This is a genomic window from Fictibacillus marinisediminis, assembly GCF_023149135.1.
GTDB classification, from domain to species: Bacteria; Bacillota; Bacilli; order Bacillales; family Fictibacillaceae; genus Fictibacillus_C; species Fictibacillus_C marinisediminis.
The window spans coordinates 2,706,442-2,732,262 of the sequence record NZ_JAIWJX010000002.1; the positions used below are offsets into that span (position 1 = coordinate 2,706,442).

The 25,821-nt window shown below is 36.8% G+C and carries 27 protein-coding genes and 4 pseudogenes; 6 read left to right on the forward strand and 25 right to left on the reverse strand.

Features of this window, described 5'->3' with window-relative positions; genetic code table 11:
• Positions 1 to 101: 101 nt before the first annotated feature.
• The 6 genes and pseudogenes from sigK to LCY76_RS24175 form a co-directional block, all read right to left on the reverse strand.
• On the reverse strand, positions 102 to 827 hold the full coding sequence (gene sigK / locus LCY76_RS14445) for an RNA polymerase sporulation sigma factor SigK (RefSeq protein ID WP_053357801.1): 726 nt from the start codon (positions 825 to 827) through the stop codon (positions 102 to 104).
• A gap of 149 nt (positions 828 to 976) precedes the next feature.
• A complete protein-coding gene (locus LCY76_RS14450) occupies positions 977 to 1,090 on the reverse strand; it encodes a recombinase family protein (protein WP_248253203.1) in 114 nt (37 codons plus the stop codon).
• Between the two features lie 429 nt (positions 1,091 to 1,519).
• Positions 1,520 to 1,876 (reverse strand): VOC family protein, encoded by a 357-nt coding sequence (locus LCY76_RS14455; protein ID WP_248253204.1) that lies wholly within the window; start codon positions 1,874 to 1,876, stop codon positions 1,520 to 1,522.
• A gap of 384 nt (positions 1,877 to 2,260) precedes the next feature.
• On the reverse strand, positions 2,261 to 2,443 hold the full coding sequence (locus tag LCY76_RS14460; protein WP_248253205.1) for a PspC domain-containing protein: 183 nt from the start codon (positions 2,441 to 2,443) through the stop codon (positions 2,261 to 2,263).
• A gap of 253 nt (positions 2,444 to 2,696) precedes the next feature.
• Positions 2,697 to 3,086 (reverse strand): methyl-accepting chemotaxis protein, encoded by a 390-nt coding sequence (locus LCY76_RS24170; RefSeq protein ID WP_419714996.1) that lies wholly within the window; start codon positions 3,084 to 3,086, stop codon positions 2,697 to 2,699.
• A gap of 39 nt (positions 3,087 to 3,125) precedes the next feature.
• Positions 3,126 to 3,518 (reverse strand): annotated as a pseudogene (locus LCY76_RS24175) (PAS domain-containing protein); the annotation flags it as partial.
• Positions 3,519 to 3,848: 330 nt separating this feature from the next.
• Here LCY76_RS24175 and LCY76_RS14475 point away from each other — a divergent pair.
• On the forward strand, positions 3,849 to 4,787 hold the full coding sequence (locus LCY76_RS14475) for an RNA polymerase sigma factor (RefSeq protein ID WP_248253206.1): 939 nt from the start codon (positions 3,849 to 3,851) through the stop codon (positions 4,785 to 4,787).
• A 703-nt stretch (positions 4,788 to 5,490) separates the two neighbouring features.
• On the opposite strand, the gene LCY76_RS14480 is transcribed toward LCY76_RS14475, so the two are convergent.
• The 6 genes and pseudogenes from LCY76_RS14480 to LCY76_RS14505 form a co-directional block, all read right to left on the reverse strand.
• Complete coding sequence (locus LCY76_RS14480; protein ID WP_248253207.1) at positions 5,491 to 6,822, reverse strand: MFS transporter; 1,332 nt, start codon at positions 6,820 to 6,822, stop codon at positions 5,491 to 5,493.
• A 72-nt stretch (positions 6,823 to 6,894) separates the two neighbouring features.
• Complete coding sequence (locus LCY76_RS14485) at positions 6,895 to 7,182, reverse strand: ArsR/SmtB family transcription factor (RefSeq protein ID WP_272885621.1); 288 nt, start codon at positions 7,180 to 7,182, stop codon at positions 6,895 to 6,897.
• A gap of 217 nt (positions 7,183 to 7,399) precedes the next feature.
• Positions 7,400 to 8,160 (reverse strand): annotated as a pseudogene (locus LCY76_RS14490) (lipid II flippase family protein).
• 106 nt (positions 8,161 to 8,266) lie between these two features.
• Positions 8,267 to 8,662 (reverse strand): NUDIX hydrolase, encoded by a 396-nt coding sequence (locus LCY76_RS14495; protein ID WP_248253208.1) that lies wholly within the window; start codon positions 8,660 to 8,662, stop codon positions 8,267 to 8,269.
• Positions 8,663 to 8,752: 90 nt separating this feature from the next.
• On the reverse strand, positions 8,753 to 9,094 hold the full coding sequence (locus LCY76_RS14500) for an SH3 domain-containing protein (RefSeq protein WP_419714950.1): 342 nt from the start codon (positions 9,092 to 9,094) through the stop codon (positions 8,753 to 8,755).
• A 321-nt stretch (positions 9,095 to 9,415) separates the two neighbouring features.
• Positions 9,416 to 9,970: a GNAT family N-acetyltransferase gene (locus LCY76_RS14505; protein WP_248253209.1), complete on the reverse strand. Its 555-nt coding sequence runs from the start codon at positions 9,968 to 9,970 to the stop codon at positions 9,416 to 9,418.
• Between the two features lie 597 nt (positions 9,971 to 10,567).
• Between LCY76_RS14505 and LCY76_RS24180 the strand changes: the two genes are divergently transcribed.
• On the forward strand, positions 10,568 to 10,678 hold the full coding sequence (locus LCY76_RS24180) for a hypothetical protein (protein WP_248254689.1): 111 nt from the start codon (positions 10,568 to 10,570) through the stop codon (positions 10,676 to 10,678).
• Positions 10,679 to 10,857: 179 nt separating this feature from the next.
• Here the strand turns inward: LCY76_RS24180 and LCY76_RS14515 are convergent, their stop codons facing one another.
• The 11 genes and pseudogenes from LCY76_RS14515 to LCY76_RS14565 form a co-directional block, all read right to left on the reverse strand.
• On the reverse strand, positions 10,858 to 11,205 hold the full coding sequence (locus tag LCY76_RS14515; protein WP_248253210.1) for a VOC family protein: 348 nt from the start codon (positions 11,203 to 11,205) through the stop codon (positions 10,858 to 10,860).
• A 112-nt stretch (positions 11,206 to 11,317) separates the two neighbouring features.
• A pseudogene (locus LCY76_RS14520) lies at positions 11,318 to 12,026 on the reverse strand (IS1595 family transposase); the annotation flags it as partial.
• Positions 12,027 to 12,310: 284 nt separating this feature from the next.
• Positions 12,311 to 12,823, reverse strand: a complete 513-nt coding sequence (locus tag LCY76_RS14525) for a PIG-L family deacetylase (RefSeq protein ID WP_062234407.1) — start codon at positions 12,821 to 12,823, stop codon at positions 12,311 to 12,313.
• A 12-nt stretch (positions 12,824 to 12,835) separates the two neighbouring features.
• The gene (locus LCY76_RS14530; RefSeq protein WP_248253211.1) at positions 12,836 to 13,936 is read right to left on the reverse strand and encodes a GNAT family N-acetyltransferase; all 1,101 of its coding nucleotides are present in this window, start codon (positions 13,934 to 13,936) and stop codon (positions 12,836 to 12,838) included.
• Between the two features lie 675 nt (positions 13,937 to 14,611).
• Positions 14,612 to 15,106 (reverse strand): PTS sugar transporter subunit IIA, encoded by a 495-nt coding sequence (locus LCY76_RS14535; protein ID WP_248253212.1) that lies wholly within the window; start codon positions 15,104 to 15,106, stop codon positions 14,612 to 14,614.
• 146 nt (positions 15,107 to 15,252) lie between these two features.
• Complete coding sequence (locus LCY76_RS14540) at positions 15,253 to 15,474, reverse strand: YolD-like family protein (protein ID WP_336606281.1); 222 nt, start codon at positions 15,472 to 15,474, stop codon at positions 15,253 to 15,255.
• A 261-nt stretch (positions 15,475 to 15,735) separates the two neighbouring features.
• Entirely contained in the window at positions 15,736 to 16,215 is a 480-nt protein-coding gene (locus LCY76_RS14545; RefSeq protein ID WP_248253214.1) for a hypothetical protein, read from the reverse strand.
• A 35-nt stretch (positions 16,216 to 16,250) separates the two neighbouring features.
• A pseudogene (locus tag LCY76_RS14550) lies at positions 16,251 to 16,502 on the reverse strand (sigma factor); the annotation flags it as partial.
• A gap of 157 nt (positions 16,503 to 16,659) precedes the next feature.
• Positions 16,660 to 17,103, reverse strand: coding sequence for a hypothetical protein (locus tag LCY76_RS14555; protein WP_248253215.1), 444 nt, complete (start codon positions 17,101 to 17,103; stop codon positions 16,660 to 16,662).
• Positions 17,104 to 17,131: 28 nt separating this feature from the next.
• Positions 17,132 to 17,419 (reverse strand): hypothetical protein, encoded by a 288-nt coding sequence (locus tag LCY76_RS14560; protein ID WP_248253216.1) that lies wholly within the window; start codon positions 17,417 to 17,419, stop codon positions 17,132 to 17,134.
• A gap of 452 nt (positions 17,420 to 17,871) precedes the next feature.
• Entirely contained in the window at positions 17,872 to 19,272 is a 1,401-nt protein-coding gene (locus LCY76_RS14565; RefSeq protein WP_248253217.1) for a PepSY-associated TM helix domain-containing protein, read from the reverse strand.
• Between the two features lie 268 nt (positions 19,273 to 19,540).
• On the opposite strand from LCY76_RS14565, the gene LCY76_RS14570 reads away from it, so the two are divergent.
• The gene (locus tag LCY76_RS14570; RefSeq protein ID WP_248253218.1) at positions 19,541 to 20,152 is read left to right on the forward strand and encodes an SCO family protein; all 612 of its coding nucleotides are present in this window, start codon (positions 19,541 to 19,543) and stop codon (positions 20,150 to 20,152) included.
• 7 nt (positions 20,153 to 20,159) lie between these two features.
• Positions 20,160 to 20,573 (forward strand): FixH family protein, encoded by a 414-nt coding sequence (locus LCY76_RS14575; protein ID WP_248253219.1) that lies wholly within the window; start codon positions 20,160 to 20,162, stop codon positions 20,571 to 20,573.
• A gap of 204 nt (positions 20,574 to 20,777) precedes the next feature.
• Here LCY76_RS14575 and LCY76_RS14580 read toward each other — a convergent pair whose 3' ends face one another.
• Positions 20,778 to 21,419, reverse strand: a complete 642-nt coding sequence (locus LCY76_RS14580) for a response regulator (RefSeq protein ID WP_248253220.1) — start codon at positions 21,417 to 21,419, stop codon at positions 20,778 to 20,780.
• Positions 21,420 to 21,422: 3 nt separating this feature from the next.
• Complete coding sequence (locus tag LCY76_RS14585) at positions 21,423 to 22,268, reverse strand: sensor histidine kinase (RefSeq protein ID WP_248253221.1); 846 nt, start codon at positions 22,266 to 22,268, stop codon at positions 21,423 to 21,425.
• A gap of 427 nt (positions 22,269 to 22,695) precedes the next feature.
• Between LCY76_RS14585 and LCY76_RS14590 the strand changes: the two genes are divergently transcribed.
• Together LCY76_RS14590 and LCY76_RS14595 are read left to right on the forward strand one after the other, a co-directional pair.
• Positions 22,696 to 24,249, forward strand: a complete 1,554-nt coding sequence (locus tag LCY76_RS14590; protein ID WP_248253222.1) for a vanadium-dependent haloperoxidase — start codon at positions 22,696 to 22,698, stop codon at positions 24,247 to 24,249.
• Positions 24,250 to 24,879: 630 nt separating this feature from the next.
• Positions 24,880 to 25,785, forward strand: coding sequence for a superoxide dismutase (locus LCY76_RS14595; protein ID WP_419714997.1), 906 nt, complete (start codon positions 24,880 to 24,882; stop codon positions 25,783 to 25,785).
• Positions 25,786 to 25,821 lie beyond the last annotated feature (36 nt).

A 25,821-nucleotide genomic window follows, 5' to 3' on the forward strand; every position in this document is an offset into this window, starting at 1 on the left:
TTTTTCTCCAGTAATAGGGGTGATAGCTGGCAATGATAAGAGTTTTAGCAAAAATAAAAGTACTGGGTCCATTCTCTGGCCAGTACTTTTATTGTATTTAATTAATAGGAGGGCTTTTCTTTCTGCCCCTGCTGCCGGCTTCGATAAAATTCATGAAACAGTTTCATTAAGGCTCGCTTTTCAATCCTTGAGACATAGCTTCTCGAGATTCCCAGCATCTTCGCGATCTCCCGCTGGGTTTTTTCCTTTTGAAGATCAAGTCCGAACCGGCCGACAATGACTTCCTTCTCCCGATCATCCAAAACATGAATGTAATCATAGATTTTCTTTTTTTGCATTTTGAGCTGAATGGCATCAACGACATCCTCAGTTTCTGCTTTCAGGACATCAATGAGTGTAATTTCGTTCCCTTCCTTATCGGTACCGATCGGATCATGAAGAGAAACATCTTTCTTGGTCTTCTTTAACGCACGCAAATGCATAAGAATCTCATTTTCAATACATCGCGCAGCGTACGTCGCAAGCTTCGTTCCCTTCCCTCTCGAATAGCTTTCTATTGCCTTGATCAGCCCAATGGTTCCGATTGAAATCAGATCTTCGGTATCTTCACCTGTATTTTCAAATTTCTTTACTATATGTGCAACCAAACGCAAGTTGTGTTCGATCAGCTTGCTTCTGGCCTCCTGATCTCCCTCGGCCATCAGCTTTAAGTATTCTTTCTCCTCATTTTCGGAGAGGGGTTGCGGAAACGCATTGTTTTTTACATACGAAACAAACAGCATTACCTCTTTGAAAAAGTACGCTAACACGGCTAGCAACCCGGACATACAGACACCTCCCGGCTTTTTTCGTTACTCTTATCTGTATGCCGGGTTGGGCTTGTTAGGTGTCTGTACTATTGTATAAACATTGTCTCGATATACAAAATTACTATAGTGGTCTGTGCAAAGCTACACTTGATTTATCAAAGTGCATTTTAAAAAGTGTGGATCTGAAAACTATTCTTCCGGCATTCCTTGATCTGATCTTCCAAGATGAAGCCTTTTTTCACCAGCTCCTCTGTACTCACCCTTGCATAGATCGCGATCATTGAGCTTCACCCTTCTGTACTTAACTACCGTTTTCAAAATGTTTTAAAATAGATGGGTAGCCCTGAATTAAATTAATTGCACCGTGTCATAAAATAGTTTTCTATCAAAGTTGCAAAACCCATAAATCAACTTTTTCCCTTTTTCATTTTTATAACGTATTAAGATTTTTAAAAACTCAATCGGCACGAGAGGATAGCAATTCATTTCGAAAATGATACCTATTTTTATTCGCATCTTTAAAAGGTTATAAATGATCTACTTTACATTTATCTCAAAGTTAACAACCAAATGACTCTCAATAAGCTATCTGGCCCAATACAAAAAGACGCCACCTTAATAAAGAAGGCGCCCAATTGCAGAAGATTAAAAATGCTCTTTAGTTATTGTGCTAACGCTTAGCGGAGAGAAAGAAATGGATGTACGGTGACTCAGCCCTCTAGATCGTAGGCAGTGGGATGTCGTGGCTGGTAAATTGAGAGATCAGCGCCGCTGGGAAGCTTGATGGAGATAAGCCGGCCCCAACGCTGCTCGCTGATTGGCTCCGAGATCGTGATGCCCTTAGCGGTTAGTTCTGTGATCGTCTTCTCGATATCGTCGCACATCAAGTAAAACTCGTGTTTATCAAGCCCGTCTGTAGGATGCACGGCGATTTCGGCAGGAGGCAGTTTGAAGACTAGCCAACCATCGCCGGCGTCAACCCCAGCTAACCCGAGTACATCGCGTATGAATACCCGGTCTGCCTCAGCGTTGGTACTGTAGAGAATAATGTGTGCTGCATTGATCATGATTCTTCTTCACTCTCCTGTTCATCGACTGTTTCGTTTATCGCTTTGCTCTTCTTGAGCAAGTCTAATACTTTATTTTTGGTCTAACACTTTATTTTCTTTCAACATTATTGTTACCGAGACTGATCCATTTCGAATATAAATATTCGTTTCTGCTTGGGATTTTCCCTCCATTAAATGGCCCTTATATGCAGAAAGAGCACTCTCCTTACTAAAGGAAAGTGCCCGATTGCCGAAAAAGCCGTCTGAAGAGACGGCTTTTTAATTTATTTAGAATATAAACTCCATCTCTTTACTAAGCAATCCTGCCCTTTAGCTGATGAAGAAAAGAGCATCCCAGTATTGGCAACCATATCTTCAACTAACGCACCCGATCGTTGAAAATCATAATGAAGGAGGACTGTCATGAAGTGTATTGGCAAGAATGATATATATCAGCAAGTTTGCAGGTAAAAGGATAAATATAAGTCTTACCAGAAAAGAGGTTACACCTAAATATTCAGCTATCCCCCCGCAAACACCAGATATCGATTTATCTGTGAATGATTTTCTTAATTTCTTATTCAAATTAAATCCTCCTAATGCTATATAGCAGAGATTGATTGCTATTTTCTACAATCGCACCCGATTGTGGAAAAAATTAATACTGTAATCTGGCATAAATTAAAATGAAAAGCAATACTTTTACGGGGTTATTTACTAATATAAGCGAAATCGAATCATTGAGATTTTAAGTGTTTTAAACATAATTGTATATAAAAAAAGAAGCTTACTTTCATGGATAAGCCCCCTTTAATCTCATGATACTTATCAGGATGTGTTATTGCATCTTCTCAAATTCTGCTATCGTCTGTTCAAATGTCTGTTTTGTATCCTCGACCAATTTTTGGAGGTCTTTCGTTATTTGATTTACGTTTGAAAGCTCCTTTGTAATGTTTTCAATATTAGAATTAACTTCCTTAATAGCTTCGTCTGCATTGCCTGATAATTTACGAACTTCTTGGGCTACAACATTAAAACCTCTCCCATGCTCCCCGGCTCGTGCTGCCTCTATGGCGGCATTCAATGCTAATAAATTCGTCTGAGCAGAAATATTTTTTATCAACTTGGATGTTTCATCAATTAAATGTATTTGCTTTTCCAATGAATGGACAGCTTTCATTTTCTTAGAGGAATTCCCCATTACTACATTCACTAATTCATTGGGCATTTTTTTTAATTTATCAATTATTTCTAATGTTATATTTTCACGTTTCGTAATATCTGTTGCTATTTTTAAGACGGCATGTACTTTTCCGTCCTCGTTTAAGATTGGAATATATGTAGCCTCTAGCCATATTAATTTGCCTTGCTTGTTCACTCTTTCTATCTTTTCTTGAAACTTTTTGCCCTTGCGGAGATTATTCCATAATTCTATATATTCAGTGCTAATTCTTAATTCTTGAGTGCAAAATTCCTGATGATCCATACCAATTAGTTCACTCGCATTGTAACCAATGGCTTGTGAAAAATTATCATTTACCCAGATCACTTTTCTATCCAGGTTGAATTCAATCATGGCTAAGTTTTTTTCGAGCGAAGATAAGATGGATATGGGATCTAAAACCTGTGTGCTTCTATTAATATCTGATTGAATAATCATATAAACTCCCTTTTCCTTTAATATACTAAACTCCAACGTTAGTCTAACTCTTACTTTATCGGTCACATTCCGAAAATATCAAATTGGATTTCTTTTTACCAAGTTAACTTAAGAGTGCCAAACAGATTATAGACATCACAATGAAGAGTTGAGTAATTCTTTTGCAACTCGTAAGGACCTTATTCAACAATCATGGCCCGATTGTGGAATAAGAAGTGATTTCCATACCATTAATTATTAATAATTTTAGCTATTTAATTTTTTTAGAAAGCCGTATAATTTTCCTATATCTAAACGTCTTATTAATGTAAAGACTTTAGGAGGGGAAATATGAAGCAATCTCTTAAAATTGAAAATGATATTGTGAATGAAACTCGAAGGTTAAAAAATGAATTTGAAGAAATCGTTTCATTTTATTCATCAGACCTGTGGAATTATTGTAAATATGTTACTGGGTCCGCTTGGGATGGTGAAGATCTTTATCAAGATACCATGATCAAATCGTTCGGTTTGTTACCGCACCGCTGGAGTGAGATTACGGATAAAAAATACTACTTATTCCGAATGGCAACCAATACATGGCTCGATCAATGCAGAAAGCGAAAACGGGAAGTGGGAACATTAGAAGAGAGCATTGAGCCAATCCAAGATTTTTCAGATACGCTTGTTTTAGAAGAAATTTTAATATCCTTGGAGTCTAATTTGACCCCTAAACAAACAGCAGCTTTTCTCTTGCTCGATATTTTTCAATTTTCCGCGGAAGAAGTAGCCGGAATAGTTCATAGTACACCAGGCGGAGTATATGCTTCTGTACAGCGAGCCAGAAGAAACCTTGCTTCTTTAGATATGTCAACCTCTAAAAGAAAAGTAGGTACGAAATTGGCCAACGCTACTATTCAAGCTTATTTAGCTGCCTTTAATTCTGGGGATTTACAAGGGATGTTACAGTTATTCAGTGATCAAGCACAAAATGAAGCGTTCTCTGGTTTCCAAGAATTCTCGAAAGAAGAAATGCTAAAAGGATCTCTCAGATTTGGTTTGCCTGGTCATGCAGCCCAAGAAACTATTCTATGGGGTAAACCGGTTATTCTTGTTTTAGCTAATGGTGAAAATGGACCTGAAATTCATGACATCCAAATGCAAGAAGTTGAAAATGATAAAATAGTAAGTCATAAAAGTTATTTCTTTAGAAAAGAATTTATTTTAGCAGCAGCTGAAGAGCTAGAAATAAAGGCACAGTTAGTAAAACCACCAGTAGACTGGAGCTAAGTTTTTAGGGATAACATTTGTTATCCCTTTTTTATTTATTGCTGTTATTTACATTTTCAGAAAAGCATACTTCTCCTTCTAGAAAAAATGCACCTGATTGTGGAATAAAAACTACTACCGATTTGGTTCAAATGATTTAATCAAATGGTCTCCCAATTTAAATCTTTTACCGTAACATATATTAATTAGTTGTTTGTAAATTCTCATGTATGGGTATTGGTAAAAATTGAAAGAAGGAGGTTTTTCTTTGAGGCATGGAATCTATTTAGTAATAGCATATTTCATAATTTGTTTATTTTTTATTACATCCTTTCCATTTAAAGACTGGCTATTTTTTACTTCTCTCATTCTTATTTTAGTCTTCGTGGTCGGTTATTTATCGTTTCATATAAGAACATGGCGGATCTCGTTTCCAATTACGGCTGTACTGGTCACTATATTCCTGTAACAGTTCCACTTCTATTAAGATCCCTACATCACTTGTGTTTAACATGGGCGTTATATACTTTTTCATCGGCGTCGGAAAGCGACTTCCTAAAAATGATAATTAGAAACAAAAGGAGCAGCCTCTACTTTAATAAGAAAGTGTACTTCTCCTTTTTTAAGAAACGCACCCGTTTGTGGAAGACGGGAAAACCACTTCCAGAATATAACCTTATTGTAGAGATACCGATTGTATTTTGTACAACACATTCCCTTGTAGTTATAATTTCGCATGCTTTGATGATAGTTGGTTAGATCCTATTAATGATAAAATAATCGACAAGATTAAAATAACAACAAAAAAGGTGAAAGCATAACTGAAATGAGAGAACGATTCTAAAATGCGGCTTGATATGGCCGGTCCAAATGACATGCCCAAAAAGTTGATAAGATTATATATTCCTAAACCCATCGCAATTTTGTCCTTTTCTATCGTTTGTGGAATTTCAATATTGATTGCCACAGTCATCATTGTAAAAGCAATATAAATGGAGAAAACGCCAAGAGTTGCGAATATTGATTGTCTTACACCGACAGTCGCCAATATCAGGAATCCGATAAGTTCTATGATCGCGGAATATCCAATAAGTTGTTTACTGCTTAAGACATGCAGGCTCTTTTTTGCGATGAAACTTATCAAAAAGGCAAAGATTGAGATCACACCCAAAATAAAACCTGAGCCAATAGCTGAATGATGAAAACGCTGCTCGGATAATAATGGGAATAAAAACACAATGCCCACCATTGCTGCGTTATTAACAAAGCTTATCACAAGCAATCTGTTAAAAGCGAAATGTCCAAATACAGATAGATCGACAAATAGAGCCAAATCTTTGCGGTTACCATGAGCCATTAAACCAACTACTGACAGAGCAGTTATGATAAGGAGATAGCCATTCATTTTAACACCCAGAATAAACGACACAACGAAAATCAATAAATAAAATAACCCGATGAAGTCAAAAGGACGGGTAACTTTTTTCCCGTTGGCATACCCGGAAGGCATAACCACAAATAACCCGATGAGCGTCAGAACGACCAACAACATCAATAAAAACAAAGAATGCCAGCCCCATAAGAAAGTAAACGTGCCGCCAATCAAAAATCCTATTCCTGAACCTAATGATAAACATCCACTAATTAACGTTAATGCCAGGTTTCTTTTAGAAGCTGTCATATATTGATTGGCGATAATCATGGACAAGGCAATGAAAGCACTGCCTCCAGCAGATTGAATAATCCTTGCAATGATCACAAAGATATACTGATTGGTTATGGAACCAATAATGGAACCACACACGAACATACACACACCGAAGATTAATAAGGTCTTAAGTTGGAAGTATGACGCCAATTTACTGTAAGTAATAGAACCGAAGGCAATGACCAATGTATATAAAATCACGACCCAACTAATCATAGAAGTTGTTACCCCTAGTTCTCCTTTCATATCGACAAGTGCCACATTAAACAAAATTGAATTCATCACACCCGATAAAACGATGAAACACAAGGTTAAGATAAGACCATTTTCTTTACTTTTCATCTTCATATTTTTTTCTCCTCCTCATATTATTCTAAAGTCATAAAACTTTATGACTTTAGAATAAAAAAAGTGGCTACATCAGAGCGTAGCCAAAAACCCCGGTAAATAATAATCAAATATCTCTTTGTTTAGCGTGATATACTTTGTCACACCTTCACGTTCAATTAGCACTAATTGTGCGTCCGATAAAATTTTCAAATGATAAGAACCATTTGACTTACTGATTCCTAAACTCCTTCCAATATCCGAACACATAGGGCGATTGTTCTCGTGAAATAGTAAACGAATCATCTGTATTCTTTTCTCATCCGCTAATGCATTAAATACCTTAATGCGTTGTTGATCATCCAATTGTTTTAATACCATAAAACTATTATATAAATTAGCTCAAATTTGTCAAACCATCTTGCTGGAATTCAAATCTACTTGTGTATTGCTGCTTTCACTATTGTCTATCAAAGATTACCGTTACATTGTAACAACATGGGTTTACTCCTTTATCTGGCCCGTTTGTTCAAAAAAAGAGAGCTATTATCAGCCCTCTCGATCTTCAACTAACGCACCCGATTGTTGAATATACTTTTTATATCCATTTAGCAAACCCAGCAACATAATATGCAGCAGGTATAAAGATAAGTTGTGCTACTAATGTACCTATAAATTTTGAACATATCATTGTTAACGAGTAACTTTTTAGAAAAACATACTTACTTTCTTTCTTAACCACTCTGTCAGCTAGAACTGATGCTTTTGGATCAATAAACAATGTTAAAAGGATGGTTGCAATACCGTTAATAATGCCAGATGACATTAAAGCTGCTTGTGCATAATCTTTTGGTACCAACATCGAAGCATAAATAGAGGAAAGTACTCCTATTGTAAAAACCGCAGAGATTACCACATTTACAAAAAATAAACGTTTTGGAATGGTACTCAAAGTAATTCCGTCTAGATATGAAATCTTTGGAATTCTAATACACTTTATAAGTTTTTTAAACCTAGATAAATTTAAATGCTTAACTAGCAGTTTGATTATTGAGCCTCTTTCATTTTGAAAGCTGAACAATAGCTCTTGAGAAGATGGTGATGAATGTAGGAAATAACATTATTCCAATGATAACGCCTAAAGATGTTACCCCAATAAGTACACGATATTGTCCTTCAATAAGGGATAATTTATTTGAATCTGGTGCCTCCGCAATGAGCTTTGCAGTTAAAGGTTGCTGGATCATCGTAGAAAATCTCGATACAATAACCATAGTACTGAACAATGAATGTTTCAATAACTGTTATTATTAAAAGAAAAATAGATATTATAATTACTTTACCAGTGAGTAGGTCCATTTTTTAATCTTCCTTCACATAGAATAATACCAATTATTTCAAATCATTCTCTTTAACACAAGCCATAATAACAAAAAGAGCTTACCTTATTACAGATAAGCACCCTTTAGTTGAATAACGCTTGAATTTTTATAGCGACTTCTTTTGGTTTAACATCAATAGATGATAACTGGTTTATTTCAATCCACAATGGTAGATAAGTTCCTCGCTTTCTATTAAAATCTGTGTACTCTTCACCATTCCCTGTACCAAAATTTCCAGTTATTATTTCAGCAAGAAAAAAGTATTGAGTGCCGTTAAATTCAACTTCTGCGATACACTCATTTATATTAACCGTTACTCCTAATTCCTCTTGAGCTTCTCTTTTGGCTGCTTCTTGAGGTGTCTCTCCATCTTCTATTCCACCACCAGGAAATACATAATAAACTGAATCCCCTCTAACCCTCTTAATCAGACCTACTTTTTGATTTTCAACTAAAACTACTGAACCTCTATTTCTCATATTTACCCCCATAGCTGAAATACATTGTTCAACAATCCTGCCCTTAAATCAATAAAAAAGCCACTTCTCCTTCTTGAAGAAATACGCCCTTTAGTTGAAGATCGTTATATTACGTTTGTTTTTTATTTCCCTCATATTCAATTCAAGAAGAATGTCTTTCGGTACACAGCCTTCTAAACCTTCTTTTTTTATCAAGTCATACCCCGTACAGCTATCATCAACAACTGAGACAATGTCTCCTTTACTTACGCTTATTTGTGCACAAGAAACATCGGTCTTAGCAGTAAAATGCCCCGTTTCATTTTGTTGAATATATTCATTTTTAACGTATAGTAGTTCATTGGTTTCTAGCTGTTTACATAAAGTGAAGTTATCATTTTTTTCAACTAGCGCAAGATCATATAAAGGATAAGTAATAGAACCAATCATCATAGGTTCAGCACTAAAATCTTCCAACACTTCACAATTTAGAAAATGATCAATATATGCATTCGAATATGTATCTTCAGCAAATGATCTATGAATGATAAATGCATTTAATTGTCCAGTTGTTTTGATGGCGTTTCCCCATTATTTTAATCCATTTTTTTACTAGTTGATAGTCTTACAACTATTTCCTCACATAACTATTTGAAAATTTTAAAAAAGCGCTGATCCTTATTTCAGGAAAGCGCCCTTTAATTGTATAAGAATGGACTATATTTTATTGAAATTATGGTCAACAAACCTCTTCATTTTATCTGTATAAGAACGCTAAGTTTCCAGGTTAGTAATTTTGCCGAAAAGTAATGCATCATAATACTTATCCTCTATAAAATAGTGGTCTTTTAAACGTCCTTCTAACTCATACCTGTTCTTTTCAAGTATCCGTGCAGAACCAATATTGGCATCCACTACCATAGCATGGAGTCTATGAAGATTTAGTGATTTAAAAGCAAAATCACTCATCAATGCAACAATCTCTGTGCCATACCCCTTACCCCAATGATGTTTATGCAACACATAACCAATTTCAGCTTTGTTTGCTCCTTGGTCAAAATTGAAAATCATGGCTGTCCCTATAATTGCTTGAGTTGATTTTTCAACAATGGAGGAATATAAATGAGTACCTGCCGACTCACGTTTTAACATTATTTCAATGTACTGACGAGTTTCCTCCAAAGTATTCATTAAATTCCAGCCAATAAATCGTGAAACTTCTTGATCTGACGCATAATGATGTATCTCTTGAACATCCTCAATCCTAAGTGCTTTGAAGTAGATTTTTTCACCCTCCAATGAATGAAATAAAACAGCCTGCTTCTCCATTTTAACCTCCTCTAATTTCGATTTGTTAAATGAACCTCAGATGGCAGCGAAAATGTCCCTAATTAAGGTTAATATCATCGCACTCATCTTAGTACATCCTTTCAAATAATTTTCCATATATATGTTATAACTGTTTCCTCGGCAAACTGGCCTTAAAATGAAAAAAGCTCTAATCCTTGTTCCAGGAAAGCACCCTATTGCTAAATAAAGATTAGTTATTAATGAGGATGCTTACAGAATTAAAACTATATCCACCGCTCCCTTTATGCATAATAGAAAAGAATGGTTCGTATCGGTGTCCCTCAATATCTTCAAACGATAGGATAAATTTATAGTCACCTTCGGCCATATTAGTAATGGCGTCCGATGTGTGAAATAGATCGACTTCATTTTAGAAAAAATAACGATCTACATAGATAATGATTAAACTCACAACCTTTTATCAGAAAGGATGATTAACATTATATTTTCTTATGAAAAAATCACTTTATCCGGAGATAACTCTGCTGAAGTATTTTTACACAGGACTATTGATAGACGTTTTTTGCAGCCATTCCTGATCTTCACTGGTCAGCAGAATTTAAAGAATTCGATAAAATACATACACAAATGCAACACCTGCAAAACTCTTTAAATTTTCATTTGTTTTCAGGTGATACGGATAAATTGATTGAAGCTATTATTGAGTTGGTTAAGCGGTACGAATAATAGTTAGTGAACATTATGGGTCAAATACGAAGAATCGTTATTTCTTTTTTAAATTTTGGCTCTGTAAAATTAAATGTCGATTTTCATATAGTAATTAGGGGAACCTGCATTTGTCGAGGTTCTCCTTTTTTGTTCAACTAACGCCCCCGTTAGCTCAATAGCAAATGAATTACAACTCGTTATTTCTCCCAAAGCTCGACCAGTCGACCTTCAGGATCTTCAATCCAAATAAACTTTCCAAATTCACTAATCTCTTTTTTCTTTGCAAGAGGTACACCAATATGTTCAAGATGCTTAATAGTCTCGTTTAGATTATGTACTTGGAAATTTAACATCACTTGTTGTTCTGTTGGAAAATAACTGTCATTCTCGGTAAAGAAAGAAAAGATAGTCTCATTTCCTAATTGGGGTTTTATCACAGTCCCATTCCAATTTTCCACTTCAATCTTCAACACTTCACTGTACCATTTTTTTACAACTTCAAGATTCTTAGTTCTCCAAAATATTCCTCCGAAACCTTTTATCATCGTATCTAACTCCTGTCTGTCATCAAATTTTTAGCTGTGCGATTACATTAGATATTCGAGATTTAAATTTAAGTTCCTTTTTCAACTATACTGCCCGATAGTTAAATAAGCACTATAGAGCGCATTTTGATAAACGTAAACTATCGTAAGTATCTGTCATTTCAAAAACAAAAGATGATAATAGGAATTCCTTAATATTATGTTTTGTGCTTTCATTGCTACGGCTATCCACAAACAAGAACCAAGCAAGGTAATTGTCGAGATACTTTGTTGCTACACCTTTAAATCGGTTTATCCATTGTTCTGTTTATCATCGTTCGATTTAATTCTGTAATACTCGATGCCTTTTTCTTTCGCGTATGTTTTATAGGCTCTCCAAGCATCTGTCACAAGCACATTTTCAGGTGTTAACTTTGAACCAATCATTTCTTCAACTTTGGTTTTAACAATACGCCCCATACAAACAACTTTGGAAACAGTTGCCTTTGTGCGATCTCTGGCAACAAGAACGCAAACTTGCTCGTGGTAATTTCTCTGTGTTTGGAGCTGCCACCACGTTTACGAGGTTTTCTCCCAGTAATGCCACGCTGCCCTTTTTGAGAGTATAAGAAATAGGTCTCATCTACCTCAACAATACCCTCAAATTGTTCAAAATCGATTTGTTTAAGAGCGTTCAAGAGGTTGTGTCTCCAATAAAAAAGCGTAACCCAAGTAACCCCTACGATTTCTTCCGATTTTCGTAGAGAATAGCCTTTGAACATCCAATCAACAAATGTAATCCATTCGTTTACTTTACAAGTGCAGAACAAAACGGTATTTGTTTTCTATGTTTATTGATTTGTAAGGATTTTTAAAATTTAACAGCTGAAATTACAGTTAAAATAACAACAAAAAACACCGAATAATGAGAACTATTCGCTGTACACTTTTGCTAATACGAAAGATCATACACATCTCTTTTGTAATTATAGATATCGTATTTAAGGTTTAATTTTCCACCGCTAATTTTTACAATTTTTTCAAAAGCCATTTTATGTGGTTTTTATCTTCTGGATAATTAAAGTAAATGACCTTTTTTGTATTCTGCTATTCTCCATTATTAAAGTTATTTTACCTGAATAGACCTGGCTTTAATTACATAAGGAAGGAGCTGTTCTACAGCATGTTTTTGACTCTCATACACTTCAAGTATTTCAAGTTTTTGCTTTAATATATCCACTTGTAATACTTCTTCTAGCGATAAATCAAACATAAATAAGTTTTCTTTTACTATAGAGTTCATAATTTCAGAAAGAGCTTTATGTTCAGGGTGGCCGTATTCACCTTGTAAATTGTGCGTAACAATTTTGCGATAGGGGCGCTCGTGGATTATCCGTTGTAACTCCTGTTCTAATTTCGGCCGGTTAACGTGTTCTGTCCATGCATCCTTAAAACTCCAGATTTCATATTCGGCTTCTACCTTTTTCATAGCTGCTTTAAATTCTTGTGAACGAGTATCATTATTTCCTTCTGAGATACAAATCACTTTCCAACCTTTTTCCTGTATCAATTCATCCCCGCCAAAAATAATTTCATCATCTGGGTGGGCTACAACCATTAGTTTATTAATTTCCGCCATAATTACCTCCTCTTAAAAGTGATCGCTTCTCCAAAAAATATAAGGACGATGTATAAAGGTGTCTCTTAATATCGATTTGTCTTTTGTCGTCATTTCTTTTGTGTCTTTTCCCTGTAAAAAAAACGTTAAAAAGTCCGAATGTGACAATCTGGTCCATACTTCATTCTTATAAAAACCATCTATATAATGATCTTCTGTTTTAATATATTCTAATCCGTTATCCTTCTTTATTAGGTCGTTTACTTGGTTGGTGAATGAAGATTTGGATATAATTTTCCACATGGATTCATGATGTTCAAAAGGATATAACGTTTGATGGCTAAGATGAGTAAACAATTCATGATGCGGAGGGAGAAATAAGATCACTTTATTTTCTTCCTGTGAAAGTGCGGCCTGGTACAAGCGAAACACGGTATTGGAGCAGCTCTGATGACATAATTCAATAATATCAATGGTCGCATCTGCTTTTTGAAAACGGATATACCCTGTCACTTGGTTGTGGTGTTTCGCTACTAAAAAATGATCATGTTCTTTCATACTGTTTAGCTGCTGGGTCCAATATTCCTTTGTCCGTTCCATCGGCCCGTTCAGCTGCTGGGAATAGTTTTGATAGATTTCCATTATCTCTGGCAAATCACTATGCTGTACGGGTGTAATTTTCATTCCATCTTCAAGAGCCTGCCCTTCACATTTATCATAAAGGTAGTGATAATTTTCAGGGATTGAGTGCCAGCCCGCTTTTTCATAAAAGGAGGGAATACCGGTATATAAAAGCGATAAATCAAACGCCTCCTCTTCCATCCAAGAGAGGGCTTTATCCAATAAGCGGTGGCCTAATTTCTGTCCACGGTTAGCCGGCATAGTAGCAACATTCCCAATACCAGCTACATTAAATGTTAGAGGAGGAACATTGATACAAAAAGGAAAAACTTGAAGTACCGAACTAATCTTTCCATTGACTATGGCAACCCATGTTGTCTTTAGGCGGTAAGCAGGATTATTCTTAATTCGTTCTTCAAAAAAAGCTCTATCTTTATTGAATACCTTTTCCAACAGGACAAATACATCTTCTAATTCACATTTGGTTTTTATACTACGGAATTCTACAGTCATACTCACCCTCCTTACTGATTTATTCCCAAATTCCAAAAACGAAAACACACCGGAAGATAACATTCTATTGATAACAGAACAGAAAAAGGAGGAAAAAAATATTCCTCCGAAAATGTGTATGGAGTATAGAAAGACTGGGTCCTCCTATTAATGGGGCAAACGTACAAGAGTTCTAGATAATCTCTTTTGCATTATGCGGGCATCGATAGGCTTTGGATCATACCAAGATAAAACCAGTGTCCGTTACCGGCACTGGTTTTTTAAATATCTTATCAGTTGATCGATTTTGCTCTTAATCGAAGGATATTTTGCTATTCTTGTAAAACCTTTTCAACAATCTGGCCCTAAAATGGAAATATGCGCTAATCCTTATTTCATGTAAGCGCCCGTTTCATGAAGATCTTTAGTTAAACTGCGTTCATGGTTATACCATTCCAGGTGGCGAACCAATTACCTTTGGTCAGTCGCCACCGTCTGGGGAGTTCCCCCAGTCCTCCTAAATGATCAGTATTCCAATAAACAACCCGGCCCTTTAAACGACCAGGAATAATAGATAAACTAGATAGCCCTGTTAATTTTGATGGTTCTGTCCATCTTAAGAGAGCTGAGCGAATAAGCCTATTTAGCAAAAGCGAACTTGCTGGGTTTAATGATCTTCACTATATAAAGGCTAGATTATTTAATTCTTTCTAATTCAGTCTTTATTTCAATAAAGCTAGAGGTTTTGCAAAGCTCCGAAACCAACTTTTTATTCTGGACTACCTTCCATAGCCGGTTAAAAAGGATGCTGAATTCTTCCTTATCTTTTTCATTTAAAGCCAGGAGAAACACTAATTGAACGTTGTTCATTCCCCATTTTATCGGTTTCTTTAGGATTCCAATCGCAATGCATGAATCGAGTGCATTTTGTTTTACCGGATGAGGAATAGCTACCAAATTGCCAATCGAAGTGGGTGATATATTCTCTCTTTCAAGAACAGAATCCAAGTAAGATTCCTCTACATATCCTCTCATATTTAGCGCGTAAGCCATTGATCTAATAATTGCTGCCGGTTCTTCTTCTTCAATCTCCGGGAAGAACAATTCCTCACTAAATAAATTCCGGAGTTTTTCAAACGATTTCTCTTGGTCATCATTTAAATACCTTCGTGAAATATAGTTATTCACCATGTCCACGTCTTTTTCAGTCAATAATGCGTTAATATGCAGAATTGGAATCGTTCGTTCTTCTCTTACCGGAACTGTACTTAAGATTAAATCGACATCTTGATATTCAATATCCTTTAAGGAATAGGAAGGATAGGTTCCAACAATATTTAATCCTGGAAACTCACTTTCAATGCTTGCGGCCAGCAGCTTGGCTGATAATGAACCTTCCCAATCAACAAATGAAAATCCCCGTCTCTAAAATACGTAAAGCATAAATCCAAATTTTCAGCCATCGTCTCGCCGATGGTCTCCTCCATCAACTCCAGCTGCTGCTCATCCAGTTCAGGCTTTGTTTTCTTTTTGTTGTCCCGATCAAACTCGAAAGAGATTAGTGATGACGCTCACACCAACAGCACAATTTTTTAGTAATAAGTAGCTTGTCCATACCAACGTCTCTCTATTTGCATTTAATAGAGTAGGAGGTGATTTTAATGGGAGAAAAAAAGAAATCTCGAAAAAAGATTTATTGTGAACCGGAATATATTGTTAAAGACGTATATACCGAAAAAGAAGTAATATTCGTTCACCCTATCATCCGTATTAAAAAAGAGCATATCAAATATGTCCCTCGCCATGTCTATAAAGAAGAATCAATACATGAGATCATAGACCCTGGCTTTCCAAAATGTGATTGCAAAAAGAAAAAGAAGAAAGAATTTGATGAGTCTAGTTCCAGTTCCAGCTCCAGCAAAAAGCACGTTGAGTCGAGCTCCAGCTCCAGCTCCATCAAAAAACACGTTGAGTCGAGCTCCAGCTCCAGCCCCATCAAAAAACACGTTGAGTTGAGCTCCAGCTTCAGCAAAAAACACGTTGAATCGAGCTCCAGCTCCAGCTCCAGCAAAAACAAAAAGAAAAAGAAGAAATATCAAGATGACATCAAAGACCCTGGCTTTCCAAAATGTAATTGCAAAATTTGCAAAAAGAAAAAGAAGAAAAATCGCTGGTAATTTAATATTTCTAGAGAACGCCTTTAGGCGTTCTTTTATGTATAGGGAGCTGATCATCACGTTTGATATGCAGTTAGACACCCACCACATGTAACCTTTTTCCGTTGCTATGACCTCAGTCAAATTTAAAAGAAACCGCCTCTAAAGGCAGCCATTCACAGTAATGGTAATGACATTAGAATCTCATTTTCGATACAGCGTGCAGCATACGTCGCAAGCTTCGTGCCCTTCCCTCTCGAATAGCTCTCGATCGCCTTGATCAGTCCAATGGTTCCGATTGAAATCAGATCTTCAGTATCTTTACCTGTATTTTCAAATTTCTTTACGATATGTGCATCCAAACGCAAGTTGTGTTCGATCAGTTTGCTTCTGGCTTCCTGGTCTCCCTCGGCCATCGCTTTTAAGTATTTGCATCGTTACTTTTACTTTTTCATTGCGAAATTTGTTTAGCGTATATTTTCCGCGTTTTGATACCGAATCCCTTACACAAATAAACCATTCCAAAGATGGAATGGTCCAATTTTGACAATCAGTTACCAGCGGTCTTTTCCATATCCTAACGAGTGATTAAAGTTGAATCCCTAATTCTTTTACAGCCTTCTGTAGGCTGTCACGATTAATTTTTACATTGGTTAGGATTTGAGTTTTATCCTTGCTGTTAATCGCTGCTTCTAATGCATCAAACTTCCCGTGCATATCCTCTCCCATTTTTTTGTTTTTGGCTTCAATCGGAGGAAGGACGGTCGAATGATATTCTTCATGCATCGACTCAAATTGGTCAGCAGCACTTTTAAAATCCTTTTTATTGACATCTTTTTCGATGCTATCCAATCCATTAAGTTCTTCTTTGATGGCCTTGCCGGTTTGGCTGTTATTTGGCTTGCTAGTATTGGTTTTTTTATGCTCATGTTGCGAGTGATCTTTGCCAGATTGCTTGGAAGTGCCGCATCCTGCAAGGCTAAGGATCACTGCGAATGTAAGCGGAATAAGTAGAAACTCTTTAGTTTTCATGTGTTATTCATTCTCCTTTTTATACGCTTCATTTTCTTTTGGCCATTCGGCTTCCTTTAAACCATAACCAAATGCCCGTCAAACTAAATACAATCATACAAACAGCACCAAGGTCAGTTAGCCATACAATGGAAGTATGGTCTAAAACACCTGAGTGAATTCCGAATATCCATTTCTGCAGTTTCAATTCGTTAGTAGATCCATATCCAATCCATGAACGGTGGTTCAATAATAAGCCTGTTATAGCCATTAAAAGGACAAGCAAAGATCCGATGATGCCAAATAACCTATGAATGGTCTTCATTAATCGATACATAAAAAACTCCTAAATTCATACCAATTTTCCCTTGAGATTATGAATGCCGGATTTAGATACTATTTCTCTCACTCTGACGCACTATATTTGGTTTTAAGTATAGGCTAATGAGAGTATAGGGGTTACAGAGAAGAGGTGTCATCACCCCTAAGAGTGAATTTTCCACTTGTTATGATAAAAAGCACTAGTGCCTTATTAAAACGATACAAAAACTTCACAAGATGAACTTTTTATAACCCCTTCCAGTCATTTTTGTTCAATCCTTTCGAATATTATACTTCTACCTATTCAATCAAAAGGTGTAAGGACGATAGGATTAATTTTTCCATTGTGAAATATATGTACTCCTAGACATCGCAAAAAATAAACATATCATTTTAAGGTTAAAGCAATCTCCGGTTGCCACAAAACTGATTTCTATTGTAAAAATTGAGGATGTCTGGTTTTTCTGGTTATGCACTTAAGTATTTTTTCATGAATGGGACTTTCTTAATAACAAACCAATCTAAGAACAGTACGATGAGTAATGATACTCCGACTAACGGGAAAAACAAGCCAAATGCAACAATGATGAGGGCAACACCTTTCATTAAATTAAAACTATTAGATACTGAAGGCGCCCCTAATTTCCCTTGTGGCTTCCTCTTCCACCACATTAGTAGCCCAGAAACAGAGACACCAATTAAGCCTAGACAGACCGCTGCTCCAAGAATCTGGTTCGGTAATCCAAAATAGTGTCCCTCGTGTAAAGCAATACCAACTTCGATGATCTTTGCCATCCATCCATAATCCTTATATCGAAGATCCGCAAGAACTTTCCCACTGTATTGATCGATGTGTAGAGTCGCTTGATCTTTAGGTAATGGAGGGAAAACTGAGACGGTATAGACTCCTTTTTTTCCATGCGGCAGATTGATGCTGTAGCCAGAGTGCACTTTTTGTTTATTAGCCAAACCTATAACTTGATCTACTGTTAACTGTTGAATACCTCTACCGGTTCTTGATTTGGGCAATGACATATTTTCAGCTGACCACGGTACTTTTATTGAGACATTCTTAGTAGGAGCAGTAGATTCAGGTACACTGTCCCATAGGCCTGTTGGATAACCTGATTGTGTGGATGTTGCTAATTTGTTTACATTATTACCCCATACCCCTGCCCAGGGCAGACCTGTCATAATGAGTAATGCAGCAAACAATGAGAGCCAGAAAGCGGGTACAGCATGCAAATCACGCCAGAAGATACGCTTCCCTTTTGTAAATCTAGGAATTAATGTTCCAAACCGTTGTGCATTTCCTTCCCGCGGCCACCATAGATATACCCCAGTTACCAATAAGATCATGATCCAGCATGCAGACAGTTCTACAATTCGATCCCCAATTGTCCCAACCATAATCTCCCCATGCAGCTTTTTCATAACCTCCATGAGCTTTCCTTCGTTACCCAGTGTACCAACGATTTTATTTGTGTATGGATTTACAAAAACTGTCATTTCATGATCTTGATTTATAATTCCTACTTCAGAGGAGCGCTTTCGTTCATCTGATGGGCGGAAACTTAATATCGTTGCTCTAGGATAAATTTCCTTCACTTGTTTTATTTGCTGATCGGCTGAGACCTCTTGCTTTCCTTGATGAACATAATATAAATCCTTATAGAGGATAGGTTCAATTTGAGGTTTAAATAAATAGACCCCGCCTGTTACAGCCAGCATGATCAAAATTGGAGCAAATAATATACCTGCATAAAAGTGCCAACGCCATATAGCCTGGTACAAACTTTTCCCTCTTTGTGATTGCTTGTTCGCCGTATCCTCGGGAACTTCTTTTCTTACTACGTTCGTAGAATACATTTTTCCAACTACCTCTCCGTTAAGCTATGCTGAGTATAGTGTAAAATTATTTTCCTCGTCATCACTCTAAAGGGGGATAATTAGCAAAATGTGAGCCGATTGTTTGACTAATTAGTGAACGCTTCCAATCTTATTGACTATTAAATTTTAAATCACCGTTTTCACTCGTAAGAGGGATATTCTCATGTGCAAAGATATGACATGATAAAAAAAGCTATGTTTTTTTCAGGATGAAGATAATGAAAACGTTTGAAAGAAGGTATCTTTAGTGAAAAAATTCAATTTCTTAGTCTTATTTATTTCTTTATTGTTTTTATTGTCGGCTTGTGTCAGCACCCCCAGGGAACATCCAAATAAAAATGCTTCAAATGATTCCCTTAACTGGAAAGTACAATCGTTTTCTTATACGGATCAGAATGAGAAAACATTTTCAATTGACAAATTAAAGGGTAAGGTCTGGCTGGCTAATTTTATTTTCACAAATTGTGAAACTGTTTGTCCTCCCATGACAGCCCACATGGCAAAACTGCAAAAAATGTTAGCAAATCAAAAAGTTGATACACAAATCGTATCCTTTAGTGTCGATCCAAAAAGGGATACGCCGGAAAATTTATTCGCTTTTGGAAAAAAATTCGGTGCAGACTTTTCACACTGGCACTTCTTGACCGGCTACGAACAGAAGGAAATTGAGACGGTCGCCAAAAATTCTTTCAAGACTGCTGTTTCCGCTGATCCTACCTCCGACCAATTTGTTCATGGAACCTCGTTTTACCTGGTGAACCAAGAAGAAAAGGTCGTAAAAAGATATGATGGTGTTCAAAATGTGCCCTTTGATCAAATTGTTAAAGATGCCAAAAAAGTCTTAAATCAACCGAGGTGAAATTGACATGCAACTCAAATCTAAACTTGTACTTTTTCTAAGTTCAATCCTTGTATTAACGGCCTGCGGAAATCCTAAACATCATACCCACCAGCAATCTACAAATGAAAGTGAAAATTCACTAGTGCCTGTTCAGGTTAAAATTAATATTGATCCCTATCAGCCAAAGACAAATAAACCTTTCATAATTCAGGCCAAGGTTACACAAAACGGTCATGCTTTAAATGATGCAGATGATGTTCAATTTGAAATTTGGAAAGACGGGAATCGAAAACATAAAAAGGTTAAGGTGGAGAAAGCAAAAAAGGGAGTCTATTCTATTCAAAGTACATACAGTAAGGCTGGCAATTATCATGTGATTTCTCATGTTACAGCCAGAGATATGCACACTATGCCGCAAAAACAGTTTACGATTAAATAAAAAAATCAGACACTTGTCTGATTTTTTTACTATTATTTATGTTCATGAATGATTTTCATGTTTTGTATGAAGTGAACATGCACTTAACAGCTTGTAGGTAGTAAATCCACTGATCCATATTTTTCTTCATTAGTTAAGCGACTTTTCCAGACTTTTTTCCGGGGATTTTCAGCATTCAATATGACTTTATTAATCATTTTTATGTTATTCAATCCACCCTTTGCTGTAAGCATAACTTGTCAATTGAACACGGTTATCCAGATGAAGCTTGTTTAGAATGTTCTTTAGATGGCTTTTCACCGTATGCTCTGAAATAAAGATAGTTTCAGCGATGTCACGGTTTGATTTACCCTGCGCAACCAGTTGTAAAACTTCTTTTTCACGCTCGGATAAGGGAGTTTGTTCTATTTGTTTTTTGCTCTGTGTGAATTCTTCCAGAATTCGAAATGCCATATTTTGTGACATGGGTGCTTCATCTACAGCAAAAGCACGCAAATAACTGTACCATTCATTTGAATTTAAGTTCTTTAATAAATAACCTTGAGCACCACGTTTGACCGCTTCAAATAAATCGGTAATATCATCTGAAACTGTCATAATCACGATTTTTATCGTTGGGTATTTAAATTTTATGATTTTAGTAGCTTCCAGACCATCCAATACTGGCATCCGAATGTCCATCAAGATTAAGTCCGGTTGCAGCTCAGCAGTTAATTCAATCGCTTCTGAGCCATTTGTTGCTTCACCGATAATTTTAAACTCTTCATAATCCTCTAACAGTTCCTGAATTCCTTCCCTTGCATGTTGATGATCATCCACCAACAATAGACGAATTGGTTCTTTCATATCCTAAATCTCCTTTAAAAAAATAATCCGCATTTCTCCGTCTTGAATATTAATTCTTAGGTGGCTTCCCATCGCCTTCGCTCTGTCTTTTAATATTTGCAGCCCATAACCCTTATGGCTGTTAACTAAGGATTGTTGGTCTGTTTTATTCTTAATGATGCATGTCCACCCCGTTTTTGTTTCATGGGCATCAATCCAAACTTGTTTGGTCCTTGCATGCTTAACAACGTTTATCAGTGCTTCTTTTATGCAAGCATATAACTCAACCTTATCTTTCGTTGAAAACAAAGATTCTCCAATCTTCCAAGTCATTTGAACTTTTAATTGATGTTCTTTTTCCATACTTTGGATATGATTTAATAACGTATCTGTCCAATTAAAGTTTGATTCTACAGGTGGCACACGTAAATTGTTAATGGCTTGTCTAGTATCCTCATGGATATGTTGAAGTGTTTTTTTCATTTTGATGAAATGAGGATTGTTATCCAGATTAGCTTGTTTGCCTAGTTTATTTATTTTGATGGATAAGAGAAATAGGGATTGTGCCATACCATCATGAAGTTCTCTTGAAATCTTAGCCCGCTCTTGCAATGCACTTTTTTGAGATCGTTCTTCGTTTAATTCTGCTTGTATTTTTTCCAGCATATTAAAAAGTTTCAATAAGAAAATTATGGTGACCCCAAAAACAATTAAAGGAGATAAAAAATTGCCAGTTTCCATTGATATATAGGGCATTAGCAAGGTATGTCTTAAATACTCCCATATTCCTATGGATAAAGTAGGCAGCATTAAAATTAGCCATTTAATTTGTTTATAAGTCATCTTTTCACCACTCAGCATATATTTCATATTCCTTTCCTATCTTGACATATTTCTAAAAAAAATCTATCACTATTTTGAGGGAGATATATTAAAGTTCAATCATTGCTAATTTATTATTTTTCATTTTTCTTCTGTAGTAAGCACAAAAAGCTCCTTAAGCGGCACTTGATCTGCTTAAACAAACCTCTCTTTCAAGTCAGGGGTACATCATGTCCTCTTCTTCGACAAATATATCAAGATAATGTTCATTTTCAAAATCTATTTTTGCAGTGATTACATATTGATTTTTACTAAATTGGGTAATTCATATTGGTGAACAACCTATACTTTTAAAATAAAAATGAATAGTATGAACGGATTGAAGCAGGAAATCAGGATGGTCAAATCTTCAGATAGGTACATCGAGAAAGCAGGATTTCTATCTAGTAACATGATAAATAAAAAAGGTGATAAAATGGCAAAAAGAAACCAGTCCAATAATAAAAAAAAGTGTTTAATCGGACCTTTAAATGGACAAAAGCGCAGTGAGAAAGCATTTCGTGTTCGTCATAAGGCAGCATGTTCACAAATGGAGCTTCCCCTTACTGAACATCCATGTAATGGTGACGAACAATTGTATCCTACTAAAATTGGCAGCTTTTCTAAGGGGCTGCCGCATAATTCCCTTGGCGAGGTTGACCTTCAGGCCTATAACCAATTTATTAAGGCTCTAAAAACCGGGAACAAAGACGATTTTGAATCCATTCCTCTCGGCGGTAACGCCAAGCTTTCAAATCCTCAAGCCGCATATGTATTTGATCTTGCGGGAACGGATTGCCACAACTTGGATATTGCTGTTCCTCCTTCCTTCAAAAGTGCTTGGGCGGCTGGTGAGATGGCTGAACTATATTGGCAGGCGCTGACCCGGGATGTGTCTTTTCATGAGTACCGCACCCATCCACTGACCATGGAGGCAGCTTCAGAGTTATCGTCATTTTCTGATTTTCGCGGGCCAAAAGCCGGCGGCAAAGTCACAACGGGTACGCTATTTCGCGGGATTACACCTGGTGACCTAATTGGCCCTTATATTTCGCAATTTCTTTGGAAAAACGTCCCCTATGGCGGGACAACAATCGTTCAGCATTATCGTACAACTTTGGCGGGGTCTGATCATATGACATCCTATGATCAATGGCTGGAGATCCAGAACGGCTCAACTCCTGCTGCACCGTTATTCGACCCCACACCCCGCTATATCCGTAATGGAAGGGATCTGAGTGAATATGTTCATCAGGACTTTTCCTTCCAGGGTCCGCTTTCCGCTTGTTTAGTTCTGCTCAGTTTCGGCAGGGAAGCATTAGATATATACAATCCCTACCTTAAATCAGAAACCCAGGATGGTTTTATTACCTTCGGCGCCCCGCATATTCTGGATTTAGTTACGAAAGTGGCGCGGGCAGCACTTGAGGCCGCCTGGTTCCAAAAGTATCTTGTCAACCGCAGACTCCGTCCCGAGGAGTTCGGAGGACGCGTCCACAACCATTTGATGGGTGCCGCAAGCTACCCGATAAACTCAGAACTCCTCCATTCCCAGGTCATTTCAAAAGTGTTCAGCCAGTTCCACAGCTACTTGCTTCCTATGTCGTATCCGGAAGGCTGCCCAATCCATCCGGCTTATCCAGCTGGCCACGCAGCCATCGCTGGGGCCGGTGCCACTGTTCTCAAAGCATTCTTTAAAGAATCGTTCAAGATTCCAAATCCAGTCACCGCCAGTTCGGATGGCCACTCATTGCTTCCTTATTCAGGAAAACCTTTGACCATAGGCGGGGAATTGAATAAACTAGCCGCCAATATCTCCCTAGGCCGCAACACAGCCGGCGTCCATTGGCGTTCAGATGGGATCGAGGGGATGAAGCTTGGGGAAGCTGTCGCAATCAGCATTCTTAGTGACTACAGCGCGACCTACCATGAGAAATTCATTGGTTTCTCATTCACTAAGTTTGACGGGACTCGGATCACAATCAAGTAGGTTAGAAACAAACGTTACGAAAACAGCCTAATTTTACATTCGATTTCTACAAAAGAGCGAATCTTTTTTGGACATACTACCACAAGGGAACTCCATTCCCTTCCATCAGATGATGTCTGGGTCTCTCCTTGTAAAACCAAAATAGGCATTGATGGTGGAGTAGTTTTTGGTGGTACTACATGGGATCCGCATTGATGAAGAAAATGATAAAATTAATATCATTTCAGTTAGAAATGCTCTATAAATATATTCATTAAACTTATGAAGTCATCGTAATAGCAATCATTCTCTTTAGAGTACCAAAAAGTCAAATAACCAGGAAATTCCCCACTAAAAGATATTACTATTTCCCTGACAAATCTATCAAAAAATCATGAATAAAATTAGGTAAAGATATTAAAAGTCCACGTTTTTATCGTGGACTTTTAATTTTGAATGAATTCGTACTAACCACAGGTTTTTTCTTTGGGAGGGAATCCATCTTTATTTAAACTACCGAAATTATAAGAGAGACAAAAAAGAAAGGCTGTGCTGGCTCAGTGACTCCGTATTAATGTTTCTCTGTGAATTTTTACGGTAATTACTCATATCTTGTTAGTGACAGTTACCTAGGAGGCGAAACAATTGCATATAAATGAAAAAACGTATCAAGAATCATTATTGAAATGGTGTGAAGATATCAAAATAACTTGGGAATCAGTTCGAGAACAGTTAATAAATATCGACAATCCTAGTCTTCAACAATGGGAAGACACCTTCTTATTATTAAAAAATGAAATAGAAATGGAAAACGGCATACATGATCATCATGAATTAAGTAAGAAAGCAACCTCCTTATATGATAACCTTAATGGCTTCTTAAACCGGGCTGAACTGTTATCCAGTCATAACGAAGATGAAAGAATTCAAGTCGTCCCAATCGGGGGACATCGATTACCTTCTCTTCCTTATCCATATAATGGTTTAGAGCCTGTCATTTCAGAAGAAATCATGAGATTACATCATGATAAACATCATCAAAGCTATGTAGATGGACTTAATAGAGCAGAATTAGAAATGCTAAAAGCACGTGAAAATGGAGACTTTCATTTGATTAAGCATTGGGAAAGAGAAGCAGCGTTTCACGGTTCCGGTCACTATTTACACACAATTTTCTGGCGTATTATGAGCCCGCATGGCGGGGGTATACCATCAGATCATCTAAGCAGAGCGATATATAACACATTTGGAAGCTTTGAAAAATTTAAAAACCAATTCTCCGAAGCAGCAAAAAATGTTGAAGCTGTTGGTTGGGCGATTCTCGTTTGGGCACCCCGATCCCATCGTTTAGAGATTTTAACAGCTGAAAAGCATCAGAATCTGACTCAATGGGATGTTATTCCGCTGCTTGTTCTAGATGTTTGGGAACATGCCTACTACCTGCAATATAAAAATGAACGAGCTAAATATATTGATAATTGGTGGAAAATCGTGAATTGGAGAGAAGTGGAGCAACGATACAATCAAGCAAAAACAATTGTGTGGCACCCATTTTAAAATTAGAAAACGTTATTACTTTTTTGGCAATCAATC

Coding starts and splice junctions, on each gene's coding strand:
- sigK (WP_053357801.1), bottom strand. CDS start 827: ATGTCCGGGTTGCTAGCCGTGTTAGCGTACTTTTTCAAAGAGGTAATG.
- LCY76_RS14450 (WP_248253203.1), bottom strand. CDS start 1,090: ATGATCGCGATCTATGCAAGGGTGAGTACAGAGGAGCTGGTGAAAAAA.
- LCY76_RS14455 (WP_248253204.1), bottom strand. CDS start 1,876: ATGATCAATGCAGCACACATTATTCTCTACAGTACCAACGCTGAGGCA.
- LCY76_RS24170 (WP_419714996.1), bottom strand. CDS start 3,086: ATGCCCAATGAATTAGTGAATGTAGTAATGGGGAATTCCTCTAAGAAA.
- LCY76_RS14475 (WP_248253206.1), top strand. CDS start 3,849: ATGAAGCAATCTCTTAAAATTGAAAATGATATTGTGAATGAAACTCGA.
- LCY76_RS14480 (WP_248253207.1), bottom strand. CDS start 6,822: ATGAAGATGAAAAGTAAAGAAAATGGTCTTATCTTAACCTTGTGTTTC.
- LCY76_RS14485 (WP_272885621.1), bottom strand. CDS start 7,182: ATGGTATTAAAACAATTGGATGATCAACAACGCATTAAGGTATTTAAT.
- LCY76_RS14495 (WP_248253208.1), bottom strand. CDS start 8,662: ATGAGAAATAGAGGTTCAGTAGTTTTAGTTGAAAATCAAAAAGTAGGT.
- LCY76_RS14500 (WP_419714950.1), bottom strand. CDS start 9,094: ATGATGATTGGTTCTATTACTTATCCTTTATATGATCTTGCGCTAGTT.
- LCY76_RS14505 (WP_248253209.1), bottom strand. CDS start 9,970: ATGGAGAAGCAGGCTGTTTTATTTCATTCATTGGAGGGTGAAAAAATC.
- LCY76_RS14515 (WP_248253210.1), bottom strand. CDS start 11,205: ATGATAAAAGGTTTCGGAGGAATATTTTGGAGAACTAAGAATCTTGAA.
- LCY76_RS14525 (WP_062234407.1), bottom strand. CDS start 12,823: ATGGCGGAAATTAATAAACTAATGGTTGTAGCCCACCCAGATGATGAA.
- LCY76_RS14530 (WP_248253211.1), bottom strand. CDS start 13,936: ATGACTGTAGAATTCCGTAGTATAAAAACCAAATGTGAATTAGAAGAT.
- LCY76_RS14535 (WP_248253212.1), bottom strand. CDS start 15,106: ATGGTGAATAACTATATTTCACGAAGGTATTTAAATGATGACCAAGAG.
- LCY76_RS14555 (WP_248253215.1), bottom strand. CDS start 17,103: ATGAAAACTAAAGAGTTTCTACTTATTCCGCTTACATTCGCAGTGATC.
- LCY76_RS14560 (WP_248253216.1), bottom strand. CDS start 17,419: ATGTATCGATTAATGAAGACCATTCATAGGTTATTTGGCATCATCGGA.
- LCY76_RS14565 (WP_248253217.1), bottom strand. CDS start 19,272: ATGTATTCTACGAACGTAGTAAGAAAAGAAGTTCCCGAGGATACGGCG.
- LCY76_RS14575 (WP_248253219.1), top strand. CDS start 20,160: ATGCAACTCAAATCTAAACTTGTACTTTTTCTAAGTTCAATCCTTGTA.
- LCY76_RS14580 (WP_248253220.1), bottom strand. CDS start 21,419: ATGAAAGAACCAATTCGTCTATTGTTGGTGGATGATCATCAACATGCA.
- LCY76_RS14585 (WP_248253221.1), bottom strand. CDS start 22,268: ATGAAATATATGCTGAGTGGTGAAAAGATGACTTATAAACAAATTAAA.
- LCY76_RS14590 (WP_248253222.1), top strand. CDS start 22,696: ATGGCAAAAAGAAACCAGTCCAATAATAAAAAAAAGTGTTTAATCGGA.